We start from the raw sequence: 18,601 nt of genomic DNA, 5'->3' as shown, positions 1-18,601 counted from the left end.
GCCGCTCTTCTCGGGAAACCGGTGTCTTTTGCGTCCCGGCTCTTGCGGCCGGGATCGTGGCAAATGCTCGGGAGAGCCTGCCCGGCGGAGAGGTCCCCGCCGGGCAGAAGGCCTCATTCCATCGTGATGGAGGAGAAGTTCAGGTACCAGTTCTGCGGCTGGACGAAGCCCTTCACCTTGCCGGTCATGGCGCGCGGGGCAACGTCATGGGTGACCATCAGGAACAGGGCGTCATCGACGAATTTCTCGTGGGTCTTGCGGATCACCTCATCCTGCTTTTCCGGGTCGAAGGTGGTCTTGATCTGCTTGAACAGCTCTTCCATCTCCGGGTCGCAGTAGTGGCCCCAGTTGGTGCCGTTCGGTGCCACGAGGTCACAGCTCAGGTGCCGCAGGAAGCCGGTGAACGGGTCCTGAATGAAATAGGTGAAGTTGATCGAATGGGAGCCCTCGACGCTCGGGTCCTTGGCACCGGCGCGCCACAGGTTGATCATCTGGTTCCATTCCACCACCATGAATTCCACCTCGATGCCCACTTCCGCAAGGCTCTGCTGGATGTATTCGTTCATGGGCAGCGGCAGCATCTGGCCGGAGCCGGAGGGCGAGATCAGCGCCTTCACCTTCAGCGGCTTGTCCGGGCCGTAGCCAGCTTCCGCCAGAAGGCGCTTGGCCTCTTCCGGGTCATACTTCACGTCGAAGGTGGGCTTGCCGAACCACTGGTTGGACGGCGGCACGAAGCCCTTGGCCGGGATCATCAGCCCGCCAAGCAGTTCGGACAGGCCGTCGCGGTCGATGGCAAGGTTTGCGGCCTTGCGCACATTGATGTCGTTCCAGGGCGAGCCTTCGGCGCGCGACAGGTGCCAGGTCCAGTTGTGCGGGAAGGCATTGGAGGTGATCGTCATGCCCTGTGCCTTGATGGCCGGGATCGTGTCCGGGGCAGGGGCCTCGATCCAGTCCACCTGACCGGAGAGGAGCGCCGCGGTGCGGGCATTCGGCTCGGGCAGGGGCACCAGCACCATCTTGTCGAGTTTCGGGATGCGGGCCTCATCCCAGTAACCGGTGTTGGGCACCAGTTCTGCACGCTCACGCGGGACGAAGCTGGCAAGCTTCCACGGGCCGGTACCGGACGGCTCCTTGGCAACCTCTTCCCAGTTCTTGCCCTTGGCTTCCCAGTTGGCCTTGGAGCTCATGAAGATCCAGGCGAGCTGATAGGGCAGGGTCGCATCGGGAGCCTTGGTGACGACTTCCAGCGTGTAGTCATCGATGGCGCGGTAGGTGTCGACAGCGGGAATGCGCGACTTGCCCTGTGCCGCCTGACGCGGGTCATACTGTTCCGCATCGGTCTTCAGCAGCTTGTCGAGGTTCCACACCACGTCATGGGCGGTGAAGTCCGAGCCGTCATGGAACTTCACGCCTTCGCGGATCTTGAAAGTCCACTTCGTGGTATCGGCCGGATCGGCGCTCCATTCGGTGGCAAGGCCCGGCGTCAGGACGGAAGGCTTGTCGGCGCTCGAAAGATCCCACTCGACCAGCGAGTTATAGACCGTGTAGCCAATGAAGCGCATGCCTTCGCCGCCCTGATCGACCTGACCGGTGGTGAGAGGAATATCCGACGCTGTCATGCCGATGCGCAGCGTACCTGCTGCCAAAGCATGCATTGACGTGCCGGCGAGGGCGGCAAGCGAAAGGGCCGCAAGTGCTGCGCTTCGGAATGTCTTCAACGCCATCAATGTCTTCCTTCTCTGAGAGGTTTGATATGTTTCTTATTGAATGACTTTTCAGAACTTGCGGATATTACAGGATCTGAAAGTCATTTGAATTTTTGACTTGAAGGTCAGGTTTTCGTGCGCTACCAAATCCTTCTGGTCTGACCAGATGAGCGTATGAACAGCGCATTTTTGATGCAAGGCGAAGATTTAGGCAGATATGACCGCTCTTTCACCACATGACGCAGACGGCACCCTGGCGCTGCCGGAGGAGGACGCGTCCGCTTCGGTTCCGGCGCGTGTGGCCCGGGCGATCCAGGCGATGATTGCGGATGAAGGGCTGGAAGAGGGCGATGCCCTGCCGTCCCAGCGTGATCTGGTGGGGATTCTGGGCGCATCGCGGCCATCGGTGCGCGAGGCGATTTCCATGCTCGAAGCGCTGGGGCTGGTGCGGGTGGAGCAGCGGCGCGGGCTTTTTGTTGCGGGCGCATCCGGCCTGCAGCCGGCCGATCTGTGGTCGCACGGCAGAGGCTATTCGCTTGAAGAGACCTATCAATTCCGCATGGCGATGGAGCCGCAGGTGCTGCGCCTGGCCATGCCTGCGCTCACCGGTGATGTGAAATGGCGGCTGTGGCGCTCGGTCGAGGCGCTGATGGCGGCGGCCCGCACCGGCCGCAGTGTCGAGGCGGCGGCGCAGGACACCCTGTTCCATGATCTGATCGTCGAGGCTTGCGGCAACCGCATCTTTCAGTCCATGCACCGGTTGATGGCGCGGGAGTTCCAGAGCAGCCAGTGGGTGCCCATGGTACGGATGGAAAGCATGGTGGAAACCGCAGCCGAGCATCTGGCCATCATGGAGGCGGTGGACCGTCTGGACGGGGATGCTGCCTGCCGCGCCATGGCTGCCCACATTAAGGGCGCCGCCCGGCGCGCCGGAATAGACCTGCCCTCGTGAGGAAGATGATTTCATGATCAATGATACGGCCGAATCCTTCATCGAGGTTCTGGAGACGCCGCTGGTGGCGGGCCAAGGCGCGCTGAACGGCCTCACCTTTGCCGCCAAGGACAATTACGCCTTCGCGGGCCGCGTTGCTTGTAACGGGAGCCCTGCCTGGAAGGCGAGCCATGCGCCGGACACTGTGACGGCGCCATCGCTGCAAACGGTGCTGAATGCGGGGGCGGCGCTCGCCGGATTCACGAAAATGGATGAGCTTGCCTACAGCATGATCGGCAGCAATGCCCATACGGGCACGCCGCTGAACAGCGCTGCGCCGCTGCGGGTGCCGGGCGGCTCGTCGTCCGGGTCGGCCTCTGCGGTGGCCGCAGGCCTCGTGGACTTTGCCCTTGGCAGCGACACGGGCGGCTCGGTTCGCATTCCTGCGTCCTTCTGCGGGCTCTACGGCTTGCGTCCCGGCCATGGCCGCATTGACGGCACGGGGTTGAAACCGTTGGCCCCCAGCTTCGATGTGCCGGGCTGGTTTGCCCGGGAGCTGGATCTGATGCTGCGGATCAGCGCGGTCTTCGGCCTTGCGGCGGATAATGCAACAGTCCCGGTGCGGCTATGGATTCCGGACACCATCTGGGGCCGGATGGATGCTGCAATGCGCAGCGCGCTCGCGCCGGGTATTGCCCGGGCTGAAAGCCTGCTGGGGCCGGCGCTCACCCATGCCATCCCGCTCTACGGGGAGATCGACTGGTTCGAGACATTCCGCCTGCATCAGGCATATGAGGCCTGGGGCGCGCTGGGGGACTGGATCGAGGCAGAACAGCCGGACTTCGGCCCCGGTGTCGGCGAGCGGCTGGCGGCGGCCAAGGCCGTTTCGGAGGAAACGTTTGCCAAGGTCTCACAAGACCGGTCTGCCATCCGCGCGGCCATGGATGAAGCGCTTTCCGGCGGCGTGATCCTGCTGCTGCCAACGGCTCCCGGTCCGGCGCCCTTGCGTGATGCCAGCCAATCCGATCTTGAGCTTTACCGCCGGGCCACCATGCCCATCACCTGCATTGCCGGTCTCAGCGGCCTGCCGGAGCTGACAATTCCCGGTGCCAGCGTGGACGGCGCGCCGGTTGGCCTGTCACTGGTGGCGGCAAGGGGCGGGGAGGAGATGATCCTCGACTTTGCCCGCCGCATGTCCACCGCATAAGGAGGCTGGCATGAAGCCGCGCATCGCGCTGATCAACCCCAACACCACCGTGGCGACGACGCTGGCCATGGTGCGGCTTGCGGCAGAAGCGGTGCCGGAGATTGAATTTCTGCCGGTCACTGTTGCCAAAGGGCCGCCGGTGATCACGGAGCCAAAGGCGCTGGCGCAAGCGGCGGCGCATGTGGCGGCACTCGCAGATCATCTTCCGGATGGGATTTCCGGCGTCATCACGGCAGCCTTCGGTGATCCGGGGCTGGAGGAGTTGCGTGCAGCGCTCGCCGTGCCCGTCACCGGCATTGCCGAAGCGGGCATGCTGGCGGCGGCTGAGGGCGGGAGGCGGGTCTGCGTGGTAACGACGACACCGGATCTGGCCGCCCCGATCAAGGTACGGGCAATGGCCTATGGCCTCGGGAACAGCCTCACCTCCGTGCGGTTGACGGCGGGCGATGTGCATCAGGTGATGGCGGACCCGGCACGGCTGGAAGCGGCTCTGGCAGAGGCCATTCATCTGGCCATTTCAGAAGATTCAGCCGAGGCGATTGTCATCGGCGGCGGGCCGCTCGCCGCTGCAGCGCGTGCTCTGTCGGGGCAGTTTTCCGTGCCCATCATCGAGCCGGTGCCGGAAGCAGCGCGCCGGATTGCAAGGCTGATCCGGCGCAGCGGTTTGTGAATCAGACCTTGATGATGGCCTTGATCAGGGTACCCCGGTCCTCTGCCCAGAGCGGCAGGTTGGTCACGGCGTCCTCGAAGCTTGTCTCGTGGGTGGCCAGTGCATCCACCGGCACCTCGCCGCTGCGGATCTTGGCAATGACGTGCTCGAAGTCTTCCTTCAGCGCGTTGCGGCTGGCGAAGAGCGTCGTCTCGCGCTTGTGGAACTCGGGATCGGCAAAGACCAGATCGCCCTTGACCACAGACAGCAGCACATAGGCGCCGCCATGGGCGACGTGAGCAAGGCCCGCGTTCATGGCCTTGATGTTGCCGGTCGCATCGAACACCACGTCATAGGTGCCCGGGGTTTCCTCGCCCACCAGTTCATAGCGGGCAGACGGGAGCGCCTTGCGGGCAAGATCCAGCCGCGACTGTGACGTGTCGCGCAGGGTGACGTCCGCGCCTTCAATGGCGGCAAAGATCGCAGCGCCAAGGCCGATGGGACCAGCGCCCACGATCAGCGCGCTCATGCCGCGCTTGACGCCGCCCCGGCGCACGCCATGGGCGCCGATGGCCAGAAACTCGACCATGGCCGCTGCCTTGGGCGACAGGCCTTCCGCCGGATAGAGATTGCCCTCCGGCACCACGATCTCCTCGCACATGCCGCCGTCCGTGTGGACACCCAGCACCGCGATGGCCTCGCAGCAGTTGGGCTTGCCGATGGCGCAGGCGTGGCACTTGCCGCAGGTGATGTAGGGATTCACCACGACGAGATCGCCCTTGGCAATGCGGCCATCGGAAGAAGATTCCTCGGCCGTGCCGGAAAGCTCGTGGCCCATGACGCGCGGATAGGCGAGGAAGGGCTGATGACCGCCATAGATGTGGTAATCCGTGCCGCAGATGCCGATATGGCCGATCTTCACCCGCACGTGGCCGGGCTTTGCCGCGGGGCGCGGACGCTGGGCTTGTTCGAACTTGCCTGGCTCGGCACACACAAGGGTCTTCATCAGGGACATGGGACAGTTTCCGGGTTTCTTGAAATGCGCATTTGGATCGCTTACGGTTTTTTATTGAAAAAGATCCGTTTTCGTCAAACTGAATCCGGTTGATCCCGGTTGAAATCCAGAGGCCTGTTCGTGGCGCGCAACCGCAACCTCTTCAAACTGCATGTGAATTTGATGCTGGATCGCTTGCAGCAAATGGCGCCCGGCGAACGGCTGGGCTCGGAAGCAGAGCTGGCGGAGGCTCTCAGCGTGAGCCGGACCACCGTGCGCGCCGTGCTGGCGCATCTGGCCGGGGCCGGAATTCTCGACTGGGAGGGGCGCGAAAAGACCCTGCGCCGCCTGCCGGAAGCGGCCGACTGGTTCGAGGAATCAGAAACCCTGTCCCATCAGGCGCATGTGGAGAGCCAGTTTCTGGACTGGGTGCTGCGCGGCGATCCGCGGCCCAACACGGTGCTGAGCGAGGCGGGGCTTGCCCGCCGCTTCGGGGTCAATGTGGCCTCCGTCCGCGAATTCCTGATCCGTTTCGAGCCCTTTGGCCTGATCGAAAAGCAGCCGAACCGTCATTGGGTGCTGAAGGGCTTCACCCGTGGTTTTGCCGAGGAAATGTTCACCGTGCGCGAGATGTTCGAGCGCAAGGCGCTGGCCGGCATGATGAACGCCTGCGGGCCGGGCGGCGAGCGGGCAGGGGAGCTCCAGGCGCTGTCGCTGGCGCATCAGGCTCTGGCCGCCGGGCCGGATGAGGGGCTCGATGCCTTTCCACAGCTTGATGCGCAGTTCCATCAGCTGCTCTGCGCGTCCTCCGGCAACCGCTTCATCATCGATTTCAGCCGCACCATCTCCATCATCGTGCACTTCCACTACCGCTGGAACAAGCGTGACGAACAGCACCGCAACCGCGCTGCAATCTCAGAGCACATGGCCATTATCGATGCGGTTCAGGCCGGTGATGCAGAGCGGGCGCAGGCGGCGCTGGATGCCCATCTGGCCACCGCCCGGCGCACGCTGATGGCCTCGGTGATCTGGCCGGAAGACACCGCTCCGGTGTGATCGCTCTAACAGAAATCTCCGGTCAGCTTGTCTGACAAGGCTTGACAACCGGCGTGCGCCGGTGAATTCATAGCGCCGAGTTTGGTCCAACCATAGGACCAAGAGCCAATGGAGGGGAGGCCATGGCGGGACTTTCAGCAGTCGAGGACATTCGCGAGGTTCTGCGCCGGGAGATCGTGGAGCGCATGCAGGTCGGGGATCTGCTGCCGAACGAGAGGGATCTGGCGGAACGCTTTGGCGTCGCGCGCAACACGGTGCGCGAGACCATGATCCATCTGGAAGCCTTCGGCCTCATCGAGAAGACGCGGCGCGGCGCAAAGGTGCGCAAGCCGGATTTCGATCCGATCTTCTCCGTCTTTGCCCAGCATTTCGACAATTCCGCCAAGACGCTGGAAGACGTGCTCAATTTCCGCCGCATCGTGGAAACCGGCGCAGCGCCTCTGGCCGCGATTGGCGTGACGGACAGCCATCTCGACCAGATGACCGAGGCCAACGAGCGCATGCGCCGGGCCATGACCGTTTCGGAAGCCGCGGGGCACGACTACGACTTTCACATGGCCATGGTGGAGGCGACGGGCAACACGGTGCTCATCCGCATGTACCGGGTGCTGTCGGTGCCGCTGCGCTTCTACATGGAGGTGGGCAAGTCCCGCTCGGCGCAGACGGTCGAGTCCCATGCCCAGCATCAGGCCATCATCGCCAAGCTGCGCGAGCGGGATGCTGCCGGGCTGACGGCCAGTCTCAACACCCATTTCGACTATTCGGGCGCCGTCTTCGCGGCCCTCGCAAAACAGGCGGGCGATCCCGTCTGAACTCATCCAAGTGGAGGATCTGCAATGAAATTGAAATCGCTTGCGCTTGCCGCGCTCATGGGCGTCGCGGCCATTCTGCCGGTGGCGGCGCAGGAAGTGGTCGTCAAGGTAGCCTATGAGAACAATCCGGGCGAGCCGGTCGACAAGGTGATGCACCGCTGGGCCGATCTCGTGAAGGAAGCCTCCGGCGGCAAGGTGGCGCTGGAGCTGTTCCCGTCCTCGCAGCTGGGGGCGAAGAAGGACGTGATCGAGCAGGCCATGCTGGGCGTGAACGTCGTGACGATTGCCGACGCCGGCTTCCTGACCGACTTCGATCCGGATCTGGGCATCCTGTTCGGGCCGTATCTGGCCGACAATCCGCAGCAGCTGCTGAAGATCTACGAGAGCGACTGGTTCAAGGAAAAGGATGCGGCTCTGCGTGCCAAGGGCATCCACATCGTCATCCCGAACTACCTCTATGGCACGCGCCAGCTGCTGGCGACGAAGAAGATCGAAAAGCCGGAAGACCTGAAGGGCCTGAAGATCCGCGTTCCGAACAACCCGATGCAGATCAAGGCCATCGAGCTGATGGGCGCCACCCCGACGCCGATGCCGCTGGGCGAAGTCTATCCGGCCCTGACGCAGGGCGTGATCGACGGCGTGGAAAACCCGCTGCCGGTGCTCTATGGCCAGAAGCTGCATGAGCCGGCCAAGGAACTGTCCATGATCGGCTATCTCACCAACACGGCCCTGTGGCTGGGCGGTGAAGAGTTCTTCTCCACCCTCGACCCGCAGGTTCTCGAAATGCTGCACAAGACCGGCTACGAGGCCGGCCTCTACAGCCAGGAGATCGCCGCCGAGGAAGAAGAGCGCATTCTCTCCGAGATGAAGGCGGCCGGCGTCAACGTCACCGAGCCGGACGTGGCGGCCTTCCGTGAGAAGACCATGCCCTTCTACACCCAGTTCCCGGAATGGACGCCGGGCCTCTATGACATGATCCAGGCAGAACTCGCCAAGTGATCCTTCCGGCCGGCCGCTTCCCGCAAGCGGCCGGTCCTCTCTCTTCGCGGAGACTGTCATGTCCCTCATTTTCCGTGCTGCCTCGGCCTTCGGGGCCGTATGCGTGGCCCTGCTCGTGCTGATGACCGTTGCAGCCGTCATCGCGCGCTATCTTCTGGGAACGCCTTTTGCCTGGACCGAAGAGGTCTCGGGCATCCTGATGATCTGGATCGTCATGATCGGCGCCATCGCCTGCGAGGCGAACCGGCAGCATCTGACCATCGATCTTCTGGAAAATGCGCTGAAGGGCCTGCCGCGCCGCCTGCTGGTGTTTGCCGTCAATCTGGCTTCCGTGGGCCTGCTGGCTTTCATGTCCTGGCAGGGCTGGGCGCTGGCAAAGGCCACGGCTTTCAAGAAGACGCAGATCCTCGGCATTTCGTGGTTCTGGCTGGATCTGGCCATTGTCATCGGCGCCGGCGGCACCGCGCTTGTCATGGCCTGGCGTCTCTACCGGCCTGATGCGGCGGCGAACCCGCCCGCCGGTCCCGAGCACAAGGCCTGATCTCCTACCTTCGCATTCCTTACTGACGGCCACGTATTCGCGTTCAGAAAGACGTCCATGACCTGGTTCATCATCATTGCTCTCATGTTCGCGCTCTTTGCCCTGAACATGCGCATCTATCTCGCCATGTTCGCGGCTGTGGTCGCCTATTTCGTGTTCTTCTCCTCGGTGCCCCTGCAGATTTCCGTGCAGCGGATCATTGCGCCGACGCAGAACCCCTCGCTGCTGGCCATTCCCTTTTTCGTGCTGCTTGGCACGCTTCTGGGCACCACCGGCATTGCCGGGCGCCTGATGAAGCTGGCGGATCTGATGGTCGGGCGGCTCACCGGCGGCCTTGGCCACACCAACGTCATGCTCTCCACCCTGATGGGCGGGATCTCGGCCTCGAACCTTGCTGATGCTGCCATGATGTGCCGCATTCTGGTGCCGGAAATGCGCCGCCAGGGCTACAGCGCCGGTGCGGCCGCGGCCATCACCGCCTGCGGCTCGCTGATCACCCCGATCATTCCGCCCGGCATCGCGCTGATCATCTATGCGCTGGTGGCCGACGTCTCCATCGGCGCCATGTTCACCGCCGGCATCATTCCGGGCCTGCTTTGCGCCGCCCTGCTGATCACGGCCGTGTGGATCAACGCCCGCCGCAAGGGGCTGAAGCCGTCGCGTGAAAGCTGGCCGTCAGCCGCCGAGACCAGGACCACGCTCATCGGTGCATGGCCCGCCATCTTCCTCGTGCTGGTCATCGTCGGCGGCATCCGCCTGTCGATCTTCACGCCGACGGAAGCCGGTGCCGTTGCGACGGTCTTCACCCTCGCCATCGGGTTCCTGATCTACCGGGAAATGAAGCTCTCGGATGTGGGCCGCGCCTTTGCCGAAACCGGCCGCCAGACCGCCTCGATCCTGCTGGTCATCATGACTTCGTCGGCCCTTGCCTGGATCTTCTCGGTGGAGCGGGCCGGCGTTGCCATGGCGGAGATCATCACCAGCCTGACGACCGACCCCTGGGTCTTCCTCATTGCCGTCAACGTGCTGCTGCTGGTGCTGGGCATGTTCATCGAGGGCACGGCGCTGATGATCATTCTCGTGCCGCTGCTCAAGCCCGTGGTCATGCAGCTCGGCATCGATCCGGTGCATTTCGGCATCGTCATGATCCTCAACCTCTCCATCGGCACGCTGACGCCGCCAGTGGGAACGGTGCTGCTGATGGTGTGCAACCTGACGGGCGCCAAACTGGTCGAGTTCCTGCGCGACGGCTGGATCTTCCTCGCCACGCTTCTGGTGGCGCTGCTGCTGGTCACCTTCGTGCCGGCCTTCTCGCTGGCGCTGATCTGAACCGCCCGAATGAAAACAAGGGCCGCCTGCGGGGAATGTCCCTCAGGCGGCCTTTGGCATTTCAGGATGGCTAAGTGCTCAAACGTCAGGTCTTGCTGCCGTCGAGACGGTTGAGGTCGTTCAGATCATCCTCGCCTGTCCAGCTGTCATCCGGCTCCGGCTCATAGACCAGTTCGCTCTCCGGGACTTCATCTGAGGGGACAAGCGGCTCAGCCGCATCCGGTGCGCCTGCGCTGCCGTCAGCAGTCTCTTCCCCCGCAACGTCAGCCGCTTGCCTTTCATCTTCTGAAAGCACGGGCGCCTCGCTGCCGGAAGGATCCGCACTTGCCTCAAGCCGGTCCTCATCGTCAGCCGTGGAGTCCGTCCCGGCCTCTGTCTCCGGCGGGGACGCAGGCAAGAGCTCAAGCTCTGGTTCCGCTTGAAACCCGGCATTTGCGGCAGGGAAGGGCAGCTCAGCCTCCTCTTCCGCTGCAGGACCTGAATCCAGACCCTCCGGCCCGCCGCTGCCGGTCTCCGCTGAGGCTTCCGCTACCGTTTCACTGGTAGCTTCACTGACAGCTTCACTGGCAGCCGTGGGCTCTGCGGGACTTTCCTCAGGTCCGTTTTCGCCATGGACTGAGCCCGAAGCACTCTCTGCTTCTCCGGTCAGGACTGTCTCTGCCGGAGATTCATTTGCCGGCTCATCATTTTCATCAGCCGGCAAAGGATCTTCGTCCGGCTCTGCGCTGGCGGCCATGACAGCCCCTTTTGCCAGCGCCTTCGTTGCTGCAGCGCGGGCCATGGCGGCGGCCTTGTCGGCTTCGGCAGCGGCCGTCAGCGCGGCCATGGCCGCTGTCTTGCTGGCTTTGGCTGCGTGAAGCGCTTCCTCGCTGGCCACCCAGTCGACGGAGGGCATGTCTACCTTGCGGTGGGTTTCGATGACGTGGCGCACCCAGTCGGGTGCCTGCCTTCCATTGGCGACGCTGGTCAGCACCTCGCGGGCCGCCTGCCGCTCGCCCAGTGCGGCAAGGGCTGCGCCCACGGCATTGCCCGCCTCGCGGAAGTCGGGAGCCTCGGTCCAGGCATCATCCGCCTGCCGGAGGGCCATCTTGATGTCACCGGCGCGGCGCGCCAGCGAGCTGAGCTTCACGCGCGCGGCATGATGCTGCGCATCGCGGCCAAGGGCAGCTTCAAAGGCGCGGCGGGCGCCGACCAGCTCCCCCTGGGCAGCCATCACGTCACCCAGCACCACAAGCGCTTCCACCGGTCCGGCGCCGCCCTGGGCGGCACGCTCGGCCAGTTCCCGCGCTTCATCAAAGCGGTGGCGCTTCAACAGAAGATTGGCAAGGCCAAGGAGAGCCGGCTGGTAATCCGGATCAAACCGCAGGGCATGGCGGTAATTGGCGATGGCGGCGCCGGGGCGCGCATCCTGGGAGCCGGTTTCGGCCAGCAATGACAGCGCGGCCGCACTGTCCGGCAGCACCTCGACCAGCTTTGCCGCGTGAATGGCCGCTTCGTCATAGGCGTCGCGGCGCAGAAGCAGCGTGGCGAGGCCATAAAGCGCGTTCTGGTCCTTGGGGTCGGTCTCCAGCACGGTACGGAAGGAGGCTTCGGCATTGACGAGGTCGCCGGTCATCAGCTGGCAGTTGCCAAGGCTGGCGCGCGCCCGCGTGTTGGCAGGTTCGGCAAAGACGATCTTGCGCAGGTGCGTGGCCGCTTCCTCGAATTGGCCTTCGCGCAGCAGGCGGCGCGCCAGCCGGTGGGCGCTCTCGATGCTGCTGGCGCTGATCGGGCCAAGGCCTGCCGCGTCCCCTTGCGAGCCGGCGGAGGACGTGTTTGCAGGCACAGGTTCCCGTCCACCGGTATCACTGCCGGTGGCTGTTCCTTCCTTCAGCCGGGTGTCCTCCGCATCCGTCATGTCAGACGACCATTTCCGGAGCCTTGACCGGTGCTGCCACTGTCTGGCTCCTGTTTGCTTGCCATTCCTGTTCCTGCCCCCTGACCCCCATGCGTTCCGCATCGAATCAAAAAGCATGAGCTGCCTTCAGTCTAAGCACTCACTCTGAGGCGGTCAAAAGGCGGAACGGGGCCAAGGCGTGCCTGTCCACCCGCATTTGTGATCCCTTGAGCGCTTGCCTGCCTGCCATGGCGCGGCTTTTCCCTGTCCGGCATGAAGAAGACCGCTGCTGCGCGCGTGAAATGCAGCTTGCTCGAATTCTGTGGAGGAGCACGGCGGGCCATGCGGCAAAGCCTTTTCAGATGAACTGAAATTGTTTTAAGCGGGCGGCCTGCAAGCCGTAGAACCGCCTTCGGGGCCTTCTGTGGCTGCATCACCGGCCGCCACACGGATCTTCACAAGCACCGGCGGCCTGCGCCGGAAGGGCACGGAACATGAAACAGTCAGGCGGCAAAGAGCTCAAAGCCAAACCCGCAGCCAAGCCGGCCTCTGCGCAGGCGGCCGGTCAGGTCAGCCTTTTCGACACGGTGCCGGAGACCGGGCTCGACAATTTTCTGCCGTTGAAGATCATTTCCGCCGCAAGGCTGGTGGAGCGCCGCCTCGTCAAGGCGCTGCAGAGCCAGCACAGCCTGGCCCTGGCCGAATGGCTGGTTCTGGCGGCGCTGATCGAGGCGGGCGAAGGCTCGGTGCGCGATCTTGGAGCGAAGACCGGGCTCGATGCGGTGGCCATCAGCCGTGCCGCCATGCGCCTCACCGACCGCAAGTTCCTGAAGAAGAGCGAAAACCGGCAGGACCGCCGCCTCGTGGTGCTGAAGCCCACCAAGGCCGGGCGTGACCTTGCCGATGAAATCAACGCCCGTCTGGTACCGCTGGAGGCGGAGATCATGAAAGGCCTCGGCACGCCGGACCGCATCCGCCTTGCCAGCCTTCTGGGCTCTCTGCAGACCAAGGAAAACGCCTGACGCCGCGCCGCTTGCGGCTGCCGTTTCAAGGGCCGGGACAGGGCAGGGCGCTGCCCTTCACAAAAGCTTTGCAAGGCGCAAGATTCCGGTTCAAATCCACCCTCTGACCCGCTAGAAGCTGCTCATGACCCAGCACGACCGTCTTCTCATCATCGACTTCGGCTCCCAGGTGACGCAGCTCATCGCCCGGCGTCTGCGCGAGCTGAATGTCTATTGCGAAATCCACCCCTATCAGAACGTCACGGATGACTTTCTGGCGGTCTTCAAGCCGAAGGCGGTGATCTTCTCCGGCGGACCGGATTCGGTCACCCGCGAGGGCTCGCCCCGCCCGCCGAAGTCGGTCTATGCGCTCGGCGTGCCGGTCCTTGGCATTTGCTATGGCCAGCAGGTGATGATGCAGGATCTGGGCGGCCAGGTGGATGGCGGCAAGATTTCCGGCGGCGGCGGCACGGCAGAATTCGGCCGCGCCTATGTGACCCCGTCCGATCAGAGCGATGCCTTCATCGCCGGCTGGTTTGCCGAAGGGCGCGAGCAGGTGTGGATGAGCCACGGCGACCATGTCAGCCGCATCGCGCCGGGCTTCAAGGTCTATGGCACGTCGCCAAACGCGCCTTTTGCGATCACGGCCGATCCGGAGCGGCATTTCTATGCGGTGCAGTTCCATCCGGAAGTGCACCACACGCCGAATGGCCGGACGCTTTACGAGAATTTCGTGCGCCTTGCCGGCTTCAAGGGCGACTGGACCATGGGCGCCTATCGCGCCGAGGCCATTGCCAAGATCCGTGCGCAGGTGGGTGACAAGAATGTCATCTGCGGCCTGTCCGGCGGTGTCGACAGCTCGGTGGCTGCCGTTCTCATCCACGAGGCGATTGGCGACCAGCTCACCTGCGTCTTCGTCGACCACGGCCTGCTGCGGCAGGGCGAGGCCGAAGAAGTCGTCACCATGTTCCGCGACAATTACAACATCCCGCTGATCCATGCGGATGAGCAGGAGCTGTTCCTGGGCGCGCTGGAAGGCGTGACCGACCCGGAAGTGAAGCGCAAGACCATCGGCAAGCTGTTCATCGACGTGTTCCAGAAACACGCCAACAGCATCGATGGCGCCGAGTTCCTGGCACAGGGTACGCTCTATCCGGATGTGATCGAAAGTGTCAGCTTCTCCGGCGGCCCGTCGGTGACGATCAAGAGCCACCACAATGTCGGCGGCCTGCCGGAAAAGATGGGCCTCAAGCTCGTCGAGCCGCTGCGCGAACTGTTCAAGGACGAAGTGCGCGCCCTGGGGCGTGAACTGGGCCTGCCGGCGAAGTTCATCGGCCGCCATCCGTTCCCAGGACCCGGCCTTGCCATCCGCTGCCCGGGCGAGATCACCCGTGCCAAGCTGGAGATCCTGCGCAAGGCGGATGCGGTCTATATCGACCAGATCCGCAGGCACGGCCTTTATGACGAGATCTGGCAGGCCTTCGTGGCCATCCTGCCGGTGCGCACCGTCGGCGTCATGGGCGACGGCCGCACCTACGACTACGCCTGCGCCCTGCGCGCGGTGACCTCCGTGGACGGGATGACGGCGGATTACTACCCCTTCACCCACGAATTCCTCGGCGAAACCGCGACCCGCATCATCAACGAGGTCGAAGGCATCAACCGCGTCACCTACGACATCACCTCCAAGCCCCCCGGCACGATCGAGTGGGAGTGATCTGAAGCGGGTTGCCACTGGGTGCGGTTTCGTATCAGTTTGTTGAAGAGGCAGCATCAGGCTGTCTCGCAGACACCTGAGCGACAACATGCGCCGTTCCCGGATTGAGGAGGAGGACTTCCGTATGGTCCGCCGGCAACAGGCCTTCCGTGTGGCGGCCGATGTTGTGGCGGGGGGCCTGTCGCAATTTGCCGAGGTCGAGGCCGTGGCGGTTATCGGGTCGGTGGCCCGGCCATTGTGGAAGGAAGTGCCGCGGTTCGGGGGCTTCCGGCGCAAGCAGATCATGATCTGGCATGAATGCGGCGATCTGGATCTTGCGGTGTGGGTGACATCGTGTGAGCGGCTGGAGAAGTTGCGGCAGGCCCGCGATCAGTCTCTTGCGGCCGCAGGGCGGAACCTTTTCCGCGACGGGCTTGGTCCGCTTCCGCTGGCCGTCACCGGTCATCAGGCCGAGGTCTTCCTGTTCGAGCCGGAGACGGACCGGTATCTCGGGCGGCTCTGCAGTTTCAGCCAGTGCCCGAAGGGCAAGCCCGATTGCGGGACGCCGGGCTGTGGCGCCATTCCCTTCAATAAGATCGTTCCCGGCTTCGTGCCATCGCCCGATCTTCTGGAAACTGCAGCCTATGCCACGCTGTACCGCCGGGGGCAGGGTGTGCTGATGTCGGCGCTTGACCTGCCCGGGCCTGGTGCAGAAAAGCCAAAAGCCGGAGGACCGGGCGGCGGCTGATCCAGCCCTGCCCAATCAATCTTATGCCAAGCCTGCCGTTGCTGACGCATGACGCCTTGAAATTGCTCAGACGCCGCACGGGCTTGACCACCACTCAGTGAGCCAGGCTCATCGAGAGATGTTATCAGCTCTTGCCGGTGCCCAGTTTCGGGAAGGGGCTGGTGCCGGGTTTGTTGCTGTTGGCGAAGGGGACGGGGGCTGCCTTTGCGGCGGTCTTGTCCTGCTTCGGCTTTCTGATTTCGCGCGTGCTGCGCTTCTGACCCTTAGCCATGACGGAATGTCCTTTCGAGAAGAGAGCTGTCCGCGCCGCCGGAGGCCGGGCCTGCCGGAACGAGCGTGTCCTGTGATGCGACCCGCTCGTGACGTTCGTCCTCGCTGCGGATGCGGTATTTCGGGGTGTCGCCCTCGATGGGCAGACGGGCCGTGATGCGGTAGACGCCCGCGGCATGCAGCCGCTCCATGGAGCCACCGTTCAGCCGGACATCCTGCCCGACCTTGTAGAGATAGGCCGGCGCGTCATTGCTGACGGGGCGCGGCGCAGGACGGCGGGGACGGGCAGTGGAGGTCATGGGTCGTTGGGTCCTTTGTCAGGTGATCCGGAACGGCAGCAGGAACAGTTCCAAAAAGTCCGGTTTATCTTCAGGTCAGCGCCTGCGCGCCTTGCGAGCCAGTTTCTGCGCCGCAGAGCATTGGCGGGCTTGAGTCCTTCACGGGCTTGAACACGTGCCGGTCAGTCAGGCTTTCCGGGATCTGGCCGGAAGCTGGATCAGGCGCTGAGGCATCGAGCCTTGGCGGCATGCTTGCCGCGCGGCGCTGCCCCGCAACCGAAGAAGCTTTCAGCTGCGCCGTTCCCCGGTGACAGGCGTCAGTCCTGTGCCGCCGCCATGCACCAAATGAACGCAGGCATATGTGCACATCGTAAGACGCAGTCCGGCAGTGGCACGGGTCACAGAGCAGAGTGTCTATCTGAAAGACGAGGCTTCCGGACGGCCCGGATGCCGGATTGGCGAGTGCCATTCCAGGCCGGAACGCAGTCTGTCTGCCAGTACATCCGTGGTCAGCGCAGAAAAATGTTCCGGTCCTGAAGCCGGTTCTCGGAATGCGTCACAAGGCGCGTCCAGTCACCGGAATTTGAGAAAACACAGCGAGGCTTTTGCATAGCAAAGCCATATCAATCAAATCAGCAAAAACAATATGGTTCAAAATAATGAAAAAATCAAGGCTCCGGTTTTATTTTGTAGCGCAAGAAAAGAAGAAAAAAGAAGAAGAGAGGAGCGTCGCGGAGCGGTAATGCCGGCGCCGGCTGGGTGCTGGTTTAATTTCTCCGTATACAAGGGTGGAGCCTGACCTTGCGCAACAAGGCAGCTCATGCCGGACGAACAACCTGTCAGCCGGCATGAGCTGCTGTCGGCTCAAGCGAGGCTGTTGAACCAATCCAGCACGTTTTCCGTGCCCGCGAGTGCCGAACCACCCCCATAAAGGCCGGCGAGGAAGGTTCCCCTATGGCTTGCGTCTGCGACCGGTATTCCTGCCATCTGACTTCCTCCCGCAGACAGGGCCCGGTAGACCATGGCAGGATGAATGGCCTCGTCCGCCAGTCCATAATAAAGGCGGATCGGCGTTTCATAGGGCCAGTAGGATGCCCGGTTGGCAGCTAGGTGGCGGAGGAAGGCGCTGTTGCGGTCATCCGTCATGCGATCGAAGAAGCCATCAACCAGAAGGTTTGATGCGGACGGGAAAGGCTGAGCCGGATCGAAATTGCTGTCGTAGGTCTTCCAGTATTTCAGCGCCATGTCATGAAATTCAGGCCGGATGGCGCTTTGGAGCAGTCCGGGCAAACCATACTGAAGCTCGTAACTGCCGAGCGCGATGATCATGCAGAGCGAAACCCAGTTCGGCACCTCAGGGTATGAGCTTGTCCCTGCTGGCGGTGCGAAGGCCAGTTGCCCCGCCCAGAAGCTCCATGCCTCGTTCAGGTCATTGAACGGGCTGGCAGCTGCCGCCGCAGCCGCCGGAGTAGATTGAGCCTGCAAAGCCTGATGAAGCCACTGTGTATTGATTGCACCTTGAGACCATCCATTCAGGAAAAGCCGGGATGGCGTCAGACCCAGGGACTGCATGGACGTTTTCCCAGCTTCCAGAATGTCGAGGCAAGTCCGAACGGTCACATCCTTGACGCCGTAGCCTTCACCGCGTCCGTCCCGGAAGGGGCCTTTGCCCACGTAGTCGGCAGCGATCACCGCAAAGCCGCGGCCCGCAAAGCGCTGGATGTTGAACAGTGTCTCGAGAGAATCTGCTGCATCCGTCAATTCATAGGCCGGATCGGCCAGCTTGGTGAGATTCGATGGCACTTGATCAAAAGAAAGGATCGTCCCGTGCTGCCAGGAGACAAGGGGGATTTCGCCCTTGACGCCGGCGGGAACGGCAAGAAGGCCACTGACCTTCAGGTTTTCCCCGGTCTCGGGGACAATCGTGTGAGTGACGATCCGGTGGAGGTCGACGTCGTGCCGGGCGCCATCCTTTTCTGCGTCAAAATCCGGGAGGATTGCTGGAGTGTTGAACAACGGGAAGGCCCTGGCAACCTCTGCGTCCAGCCGCTGTGCGGTTACGCTGCAGGACAGGTCAATGCCGGGCATGCCTGTGTTCTCTGCTGCCTGTGCCCAGGTTGGCTGAATGCCGGTACCAACTGCCGCCAGGGAGGCGCCTGCTCCGGCAAGGAACTGCCGCCGGGCAAGGCCGGGAAGGGGAATGGACGCTTGCGCTGCTGCGGCTGTTGACGTGCTTGGTCCGGCGTTTTCTAAAGATTTCATTGACGTTTCCTCGATCTGCAGCAGCTGAAGCTGCGGCCCGGATTCTTTGTCCGTTTTTCATCTTCCGGAGTTTTGCCAGTGTTGCTTGTCTGGCATATCGCCTTCTGATGGGCGCTGGCGGGGGGAGACGAAACCCTCCATCGTGGAGGGGAAAGAAGCCCGCCTGACGAAAACGTCCAGAAGTGCCGGAGCGGGTGCAATGATCTAAGTCAAAAAAGATCAAGCTACCACCGGCAGAAGCGCCAT

17 protein-coding genes are annotated in these 18,601 nt (G+C 63.2%); 11 read left to right on the top strand and 6 right to left on the bottom strand.

Annotated features, from left to right (window positions below; translation table 11 throughout):
* Positions 1–113 precede the first annotated feature (113 nt).
* Positions 114–1,724, bottom strand: a complete 1,611-nt coding sequence (locus tag IF10I1_RS15940; RefSeq protein ID WP_208977409.1) for an ABC transporter substrate-binding protein — start codon at positions 1,722–1,724, stop codon at positions 114–116.
* A 199-nt stretch (positions 1,725–1,923) separates the two neighbouring features.
* On the opposite strand from IF10I1_RS15940, the gene IF10I1_RS23100 reads away from it, so the two are divergent.
* From IF10I1_RS23100 to IF10I1_RS15925, 3 genes are read left to right on the top strand one after another with little or no spacing between them, the layout of a single operon-like run.
* Positions 1,924–2,658: a FadR/GntR family transcriptional regulator gene (locus IF10I1_RS23100; RefSeq protein WP_186424569.1), complete on the top strand. Its 735-nt coding sequence runs from the start codon at positions 1,924–1,926 to the stop codon at positions 2,656–2,658.
* A gap of 13 nt (positions 2,659–2,671) precedes the next feature.
* Entirely contained in the window at positions 2,672–3,844 is a 1,173-nt protein-coding gene (locus IF10I1_RS15930; RefSeq protein ID WP_186393507.1) for an amidase, read from the top strand.
* A 10-nt stretch (positions 3,845–3,854) separates the two neighbouring features.
* Positions 3,855–4,514, top strand: coding sequence for an aspartate/glutamate racemase family protein (locus tag IF10I1_RS15925; protein ID WP_186424568.1), 660 nt, complete (start codon positions 3,855–3,857; stop codon positions 4,512–4,514).
* 1 nt (position 4,515) lies between these two features.
* On the opposite strand, the gene IF10I1_RS15920 is transcribed toward IF10I1_RS15925, so the two are convergent.
* On the bottom strand, positions 4,516–5,499 hold the full coding sequence (locus IF10I1_RS15920) for a zinc-binding alcohol dehydrogenase family protein (RefSeq protein ID WP_208977492.1): 984 nt from the start codon (positions 5,497–5,499) through the stop codon (positions 4,516–4,518).
* 171 nt (positions 5,500–5,670) lie between these two features.
* Here IF10I1_RS15920 and IF10I1_RS15915 point away from each other — a divergent pair, with 171 nt between their 5' ends.
* The 5 genes from IF10I1_RS15915 to IF10I1_RS15895 all read left to right on the top strand — a co-directional run bounded on the left by IF10I1_RS15915 (position 5,671) and on the right by IF10I1_RS15895 (position 10,224).
* Positions 5,671–6,543: a GntR family transcriptional regulator gene (locus tag IF10I1_RS15915; RefSeq protein ID WP_208977410.1), complete on the top strand. Its 873-nt coding sequence runs from the start codon at positions 5,671–5,673 to the stop codon at positions 6,541–6,543.
* Between the two features lie 122 nt (positions 6,544–6,665).
* Positions 6,666–7,355 (top strand): FadR/GntR family transcriptional regulator, encoded by a 690-nt coding sequence (locus IF10I1_RS15910; RefSeq protein WP_058899912.1) that lies wholly within the window; start codon positions 6,666–6,668, stop codon positions 7,353–7,355.
* A gap of 24 nt (positions 7,356–7,379) precedes the next feature.
* Positions 7,380–8,354, top strand: a complete 975-nt coding sequence (locus IF10I1_RS15905; protein ID WP_050471582.1) for a C4-dicarboxylate TRAP transporter substrate-binding protein — start codon at positions 7,380–7,382, stop codon at positions 8,352–8,354.
* A gap of 58 nt (positions 8,355–8,412) precedes the next feature.
* Entirely contained in the window at positions 8,413–8,895 is a 483-nt protein-coding gene (locus tag IF10I1_RS15900; RefSeq protein ID WP_050471581.1) for a TRAP transporter small permease, read from the top strand.
* A 57-nt stretch (positions 8,896–8,952) separates the two neighbouring features.
* A complete protein-coding gene (locus IF10I1_RS15895) occupies positions 8,953–10,224 on the top strand; it encodes a TRAP transporter large permease (protein WP_058899911.1) in 1,272 nt (423 codons plus the stop codon).
* 85 nt (positions 10,225–10,309) lie between these two features.
* Here the strand turns inward: IF10I1_RS15895 and IF10I1_RS15890 are convergent, their stop codons facing one another.
* Positions 10,310–12,121 carry a tetratricopeptide repeat protein gene (locus IF10I1_RS15890; RefSeq protein WP_186393503.1) on the bottom strand — a complete coding sequence of 604 codons (1,812 nt, stop codon included), beginning with the start codon at positions 12,119–12,121 and terminating at the stop codon, positions 10,310–10,312.
* A 473-nt stretch (positions 12,122–12,594) separates the two neighbouring features.
* On the opposite strand from IF10I1_RS15890, the gene IF10I1_RS15885 reads away from it, so the two are divergent.
* The 3 genes from IF10I1_RS15885 (at position 12,595) to IF10I1_RS15875 (ending at position 15,545) form a co-directional block, all read left to right on the top strand.
* On the top strand, positions 12,595–13,122 hold the full coding sequence (locus tag IF10I1_RS15885) for a MarR family winged helix-turn-helix transcriptional regulator (RefSeq protein ID WP_050471578.1): 528 nt from the start codon (positions 12,595–12,597) through the stop codon (positions 13,120–13,122).
* Positions 13,123–13,246: 124 nt separating this feature from the next.
* Entirely contained in the window at positions 13,247–14,818 is a 1,572-nt protein-coding gene (guaA, locus tag IF10I1_RS15880; protein ID WP_186424567.1) for a glutamine-hydrolyzing GMP synthase, read from the top strand.
* 88 nt (positions 14,819–14,906) lie between these two features.
* A complete protein-coding gene (locus tag IF10I1_RS15875; RefSeq protein WP_186424566.1) occupies positions 14,907–15,545 on the top strand; it encodes a hypothetical protein in 639 nt (212 codons plus the stop codon).
* A 124-nt stretch (positions 15,546–15,669) separates the two neighbouring features.
* Here the strand turns inward: IF10I1_RS15875 and IF10I1_RS15870 are convergent, their stop codons facing one another.
* From IF10I1_RS15870 to IF10I1_RS15860, 3 genes are all read right to left on the bottom strand, one after another.
* Entirely contained in the window at positions 15,670–15,816 is a 147-nt protein-coding gene (locus IF10I1_RS15870) for a hypothetical protein (protein WP_162936354.1), read from the bottom strand.
* Complete coding sequence (locus IF10I1_RS15865; protein WP_186393500.1) at positions 15,809–16,114, bottom strand: hypothetical protein; 306 nt, start codon at positions 16,112–16,114, stop codon at positions 15,809–15,811. The genes IF10I1_RS15870 and IF10I1_RS15865 overlap by 8 nt, the downstream gene beginning before the upstream one ends.
* 843 nt (positions 16,115–16,957) lie before the next feature.
* Positions 16,958–18,355, bottom strand: a complete 1,398-nt coding sequence (locus IF10I1_RS15860; RefSeq protein WP_244284731.1) for a S9 family peptidase — start codon at positions 18,353–18,355, stop codon at positions 16,958–16,960.
* Between the last annotated feature and the right edge of the window lie 246 nt (positions 18,356–18,601).

Origin of the sequence: Pannonibacter sp. I15F10I1, from assembly GCF_900185665.1 — a bacterium.
Taxonomy (GTDB): domain Bacteria; phylum Pseudomonadota; class Alphaproteobacteria; order Rhizobiales; family Stappiaceae; genus Pannonibacter; species Pannonibacter indicus.
The sequence above is the reverse complement of the archived record's forward strand: the minus strand, read 5'-3'. Positions and strand labels throughout refer to the sequence as shown.

What these genes read in the sequence shown, in the direction of transcription:
- IF10I1_RS15940 (WP_208977409.1), bottom strand. Translation starts at nt 1,724, where the DNA reads ATGGCGTTGAAGACATTCCGAAGCGCAGCACTTGCGGCCCTTTCGCTT.
- IF10I1_RS23100 (WP_186424569.1), top strand. Translation starts at nt 1,924, where the DNA reads ATGACCGCTCTTTCACCACATGACGCAGACGGCACCCTGGCGCTGCCG.
- IF10I1_RS15930 (WP_186393507.1), top strand. Translation starts at nt 2,672, where the DNA reads ATGATCAATGATACGGCCGAATCCTTCATCGAGGTTCTGGAGACGCCG.
- IF10I1_RS15925 (WP_186424568.1), top strand. Translation starts at nt 3,855, where the DNA reads ATGAAGCCGCGCATCGCGCTGATCAACCCCAACACCACCGTGGCGACG.
- IF10I1_RS15920 (WP_208977492.1), bottom strand. Translation starts at nt 5,499, where the DNA reads ATGAAGACCCTTGTGTGTGCCGAGCCAGGCAAGTTCGAACAAGCCCAG.
- IF10I1_RS15915 (WP_208977410.1), top strand. Translation starts at nt 5,671, where the DNA reads ATGCTGGATCGCTTGCAGCAAATGGCGCCCGGCGAACGGCTGGGCTCG.
- IF10I1_RS15910 (WP_058899912.1), top strand. Translation starts at nt 6,666, where the DNA reads ATGGCGGGACTTTCAGCAGTCGAGGACATTCGCGAGGTTCTGCGCCGG.
- IF10I1_RS15905 (WP_050471582.1), top strand. Translation starts at nt 7,380, where the DNA reads ATGAAATTGAAATCGCTTGCGCTTGCCGCGCTCATGGGCGTCGCGGCC.
- IF10I1_RS15900 (WP_050471581.1), top strand. Translation starts at nt 8,413, where the DNA reads ATGTCCCTCATTTTCCGTGCTGCCTCGGCCTTCGGGGCCGTATGCGTG.
- IF10I1_RS15895 (WP_058899911.1), top strand. Translation starts at nt 8,953, where the DNA reads ATGACCTGGTTCATCATCATTGCTCTCATGTTCGCGCTCTTTGCCCTG.
- IF10I1_RS15890 (WP_186393503.1), bottom strand. Translation starts at nt 12,121, where the DNA reads ATGACGGATGCGGAGGACACCCGGCTGAAGGAAGGAACAGCCACCGGC.
- IF10I1_RS15885 (WP_050471578.1), top strand. Translation starts at nt 12,595, where the DNA reads ATGAAACAGTCAGGCGGCAAAGAGCTCAAAGCCAAACCCGCAGCCAAG.
- guaA (WP_186424567.1), top strand. Translation starts at nt 13,247, where the DNA reads ATGACCCAGCACGACCGTCTTCTCATCATCGACTTCGGCTCCCAGGTG.
- IF10I1_RS15875 (WP_186424566.1), top strand. Translation starts at nt 14,907, where the DNA reads ATGCGCCGTTCCCGGATTGAGGAGGAGGACTTCCGTATGGTCCGCCGG.
- IF10I1_RS15870 (WP_162936354.1), bottom strand. Translation starts at nt 15,816, where the DNA reads ATGGCTAAGGGTCAGAAGCGCAGCACGCGCGAAATCAGAAAGCCGAAG.
- IF10I1_RS15865 (WP_186393500.1), bottom strand. Translation starts at nt 16,114, where the DNA reads ATGACCTCCACTGCCCGTCCCCGCCGTCCTGCGCCGCGCCCCGTCAGC.
- IF10I1_RS15860 (WP_244284731.1), bottom strand. Translation starts at nt 18,355, where the DNA reads ATGAAATCTTTAGAAAACGCCGGACCAAGCACGTCAACAGCCGCAGCA.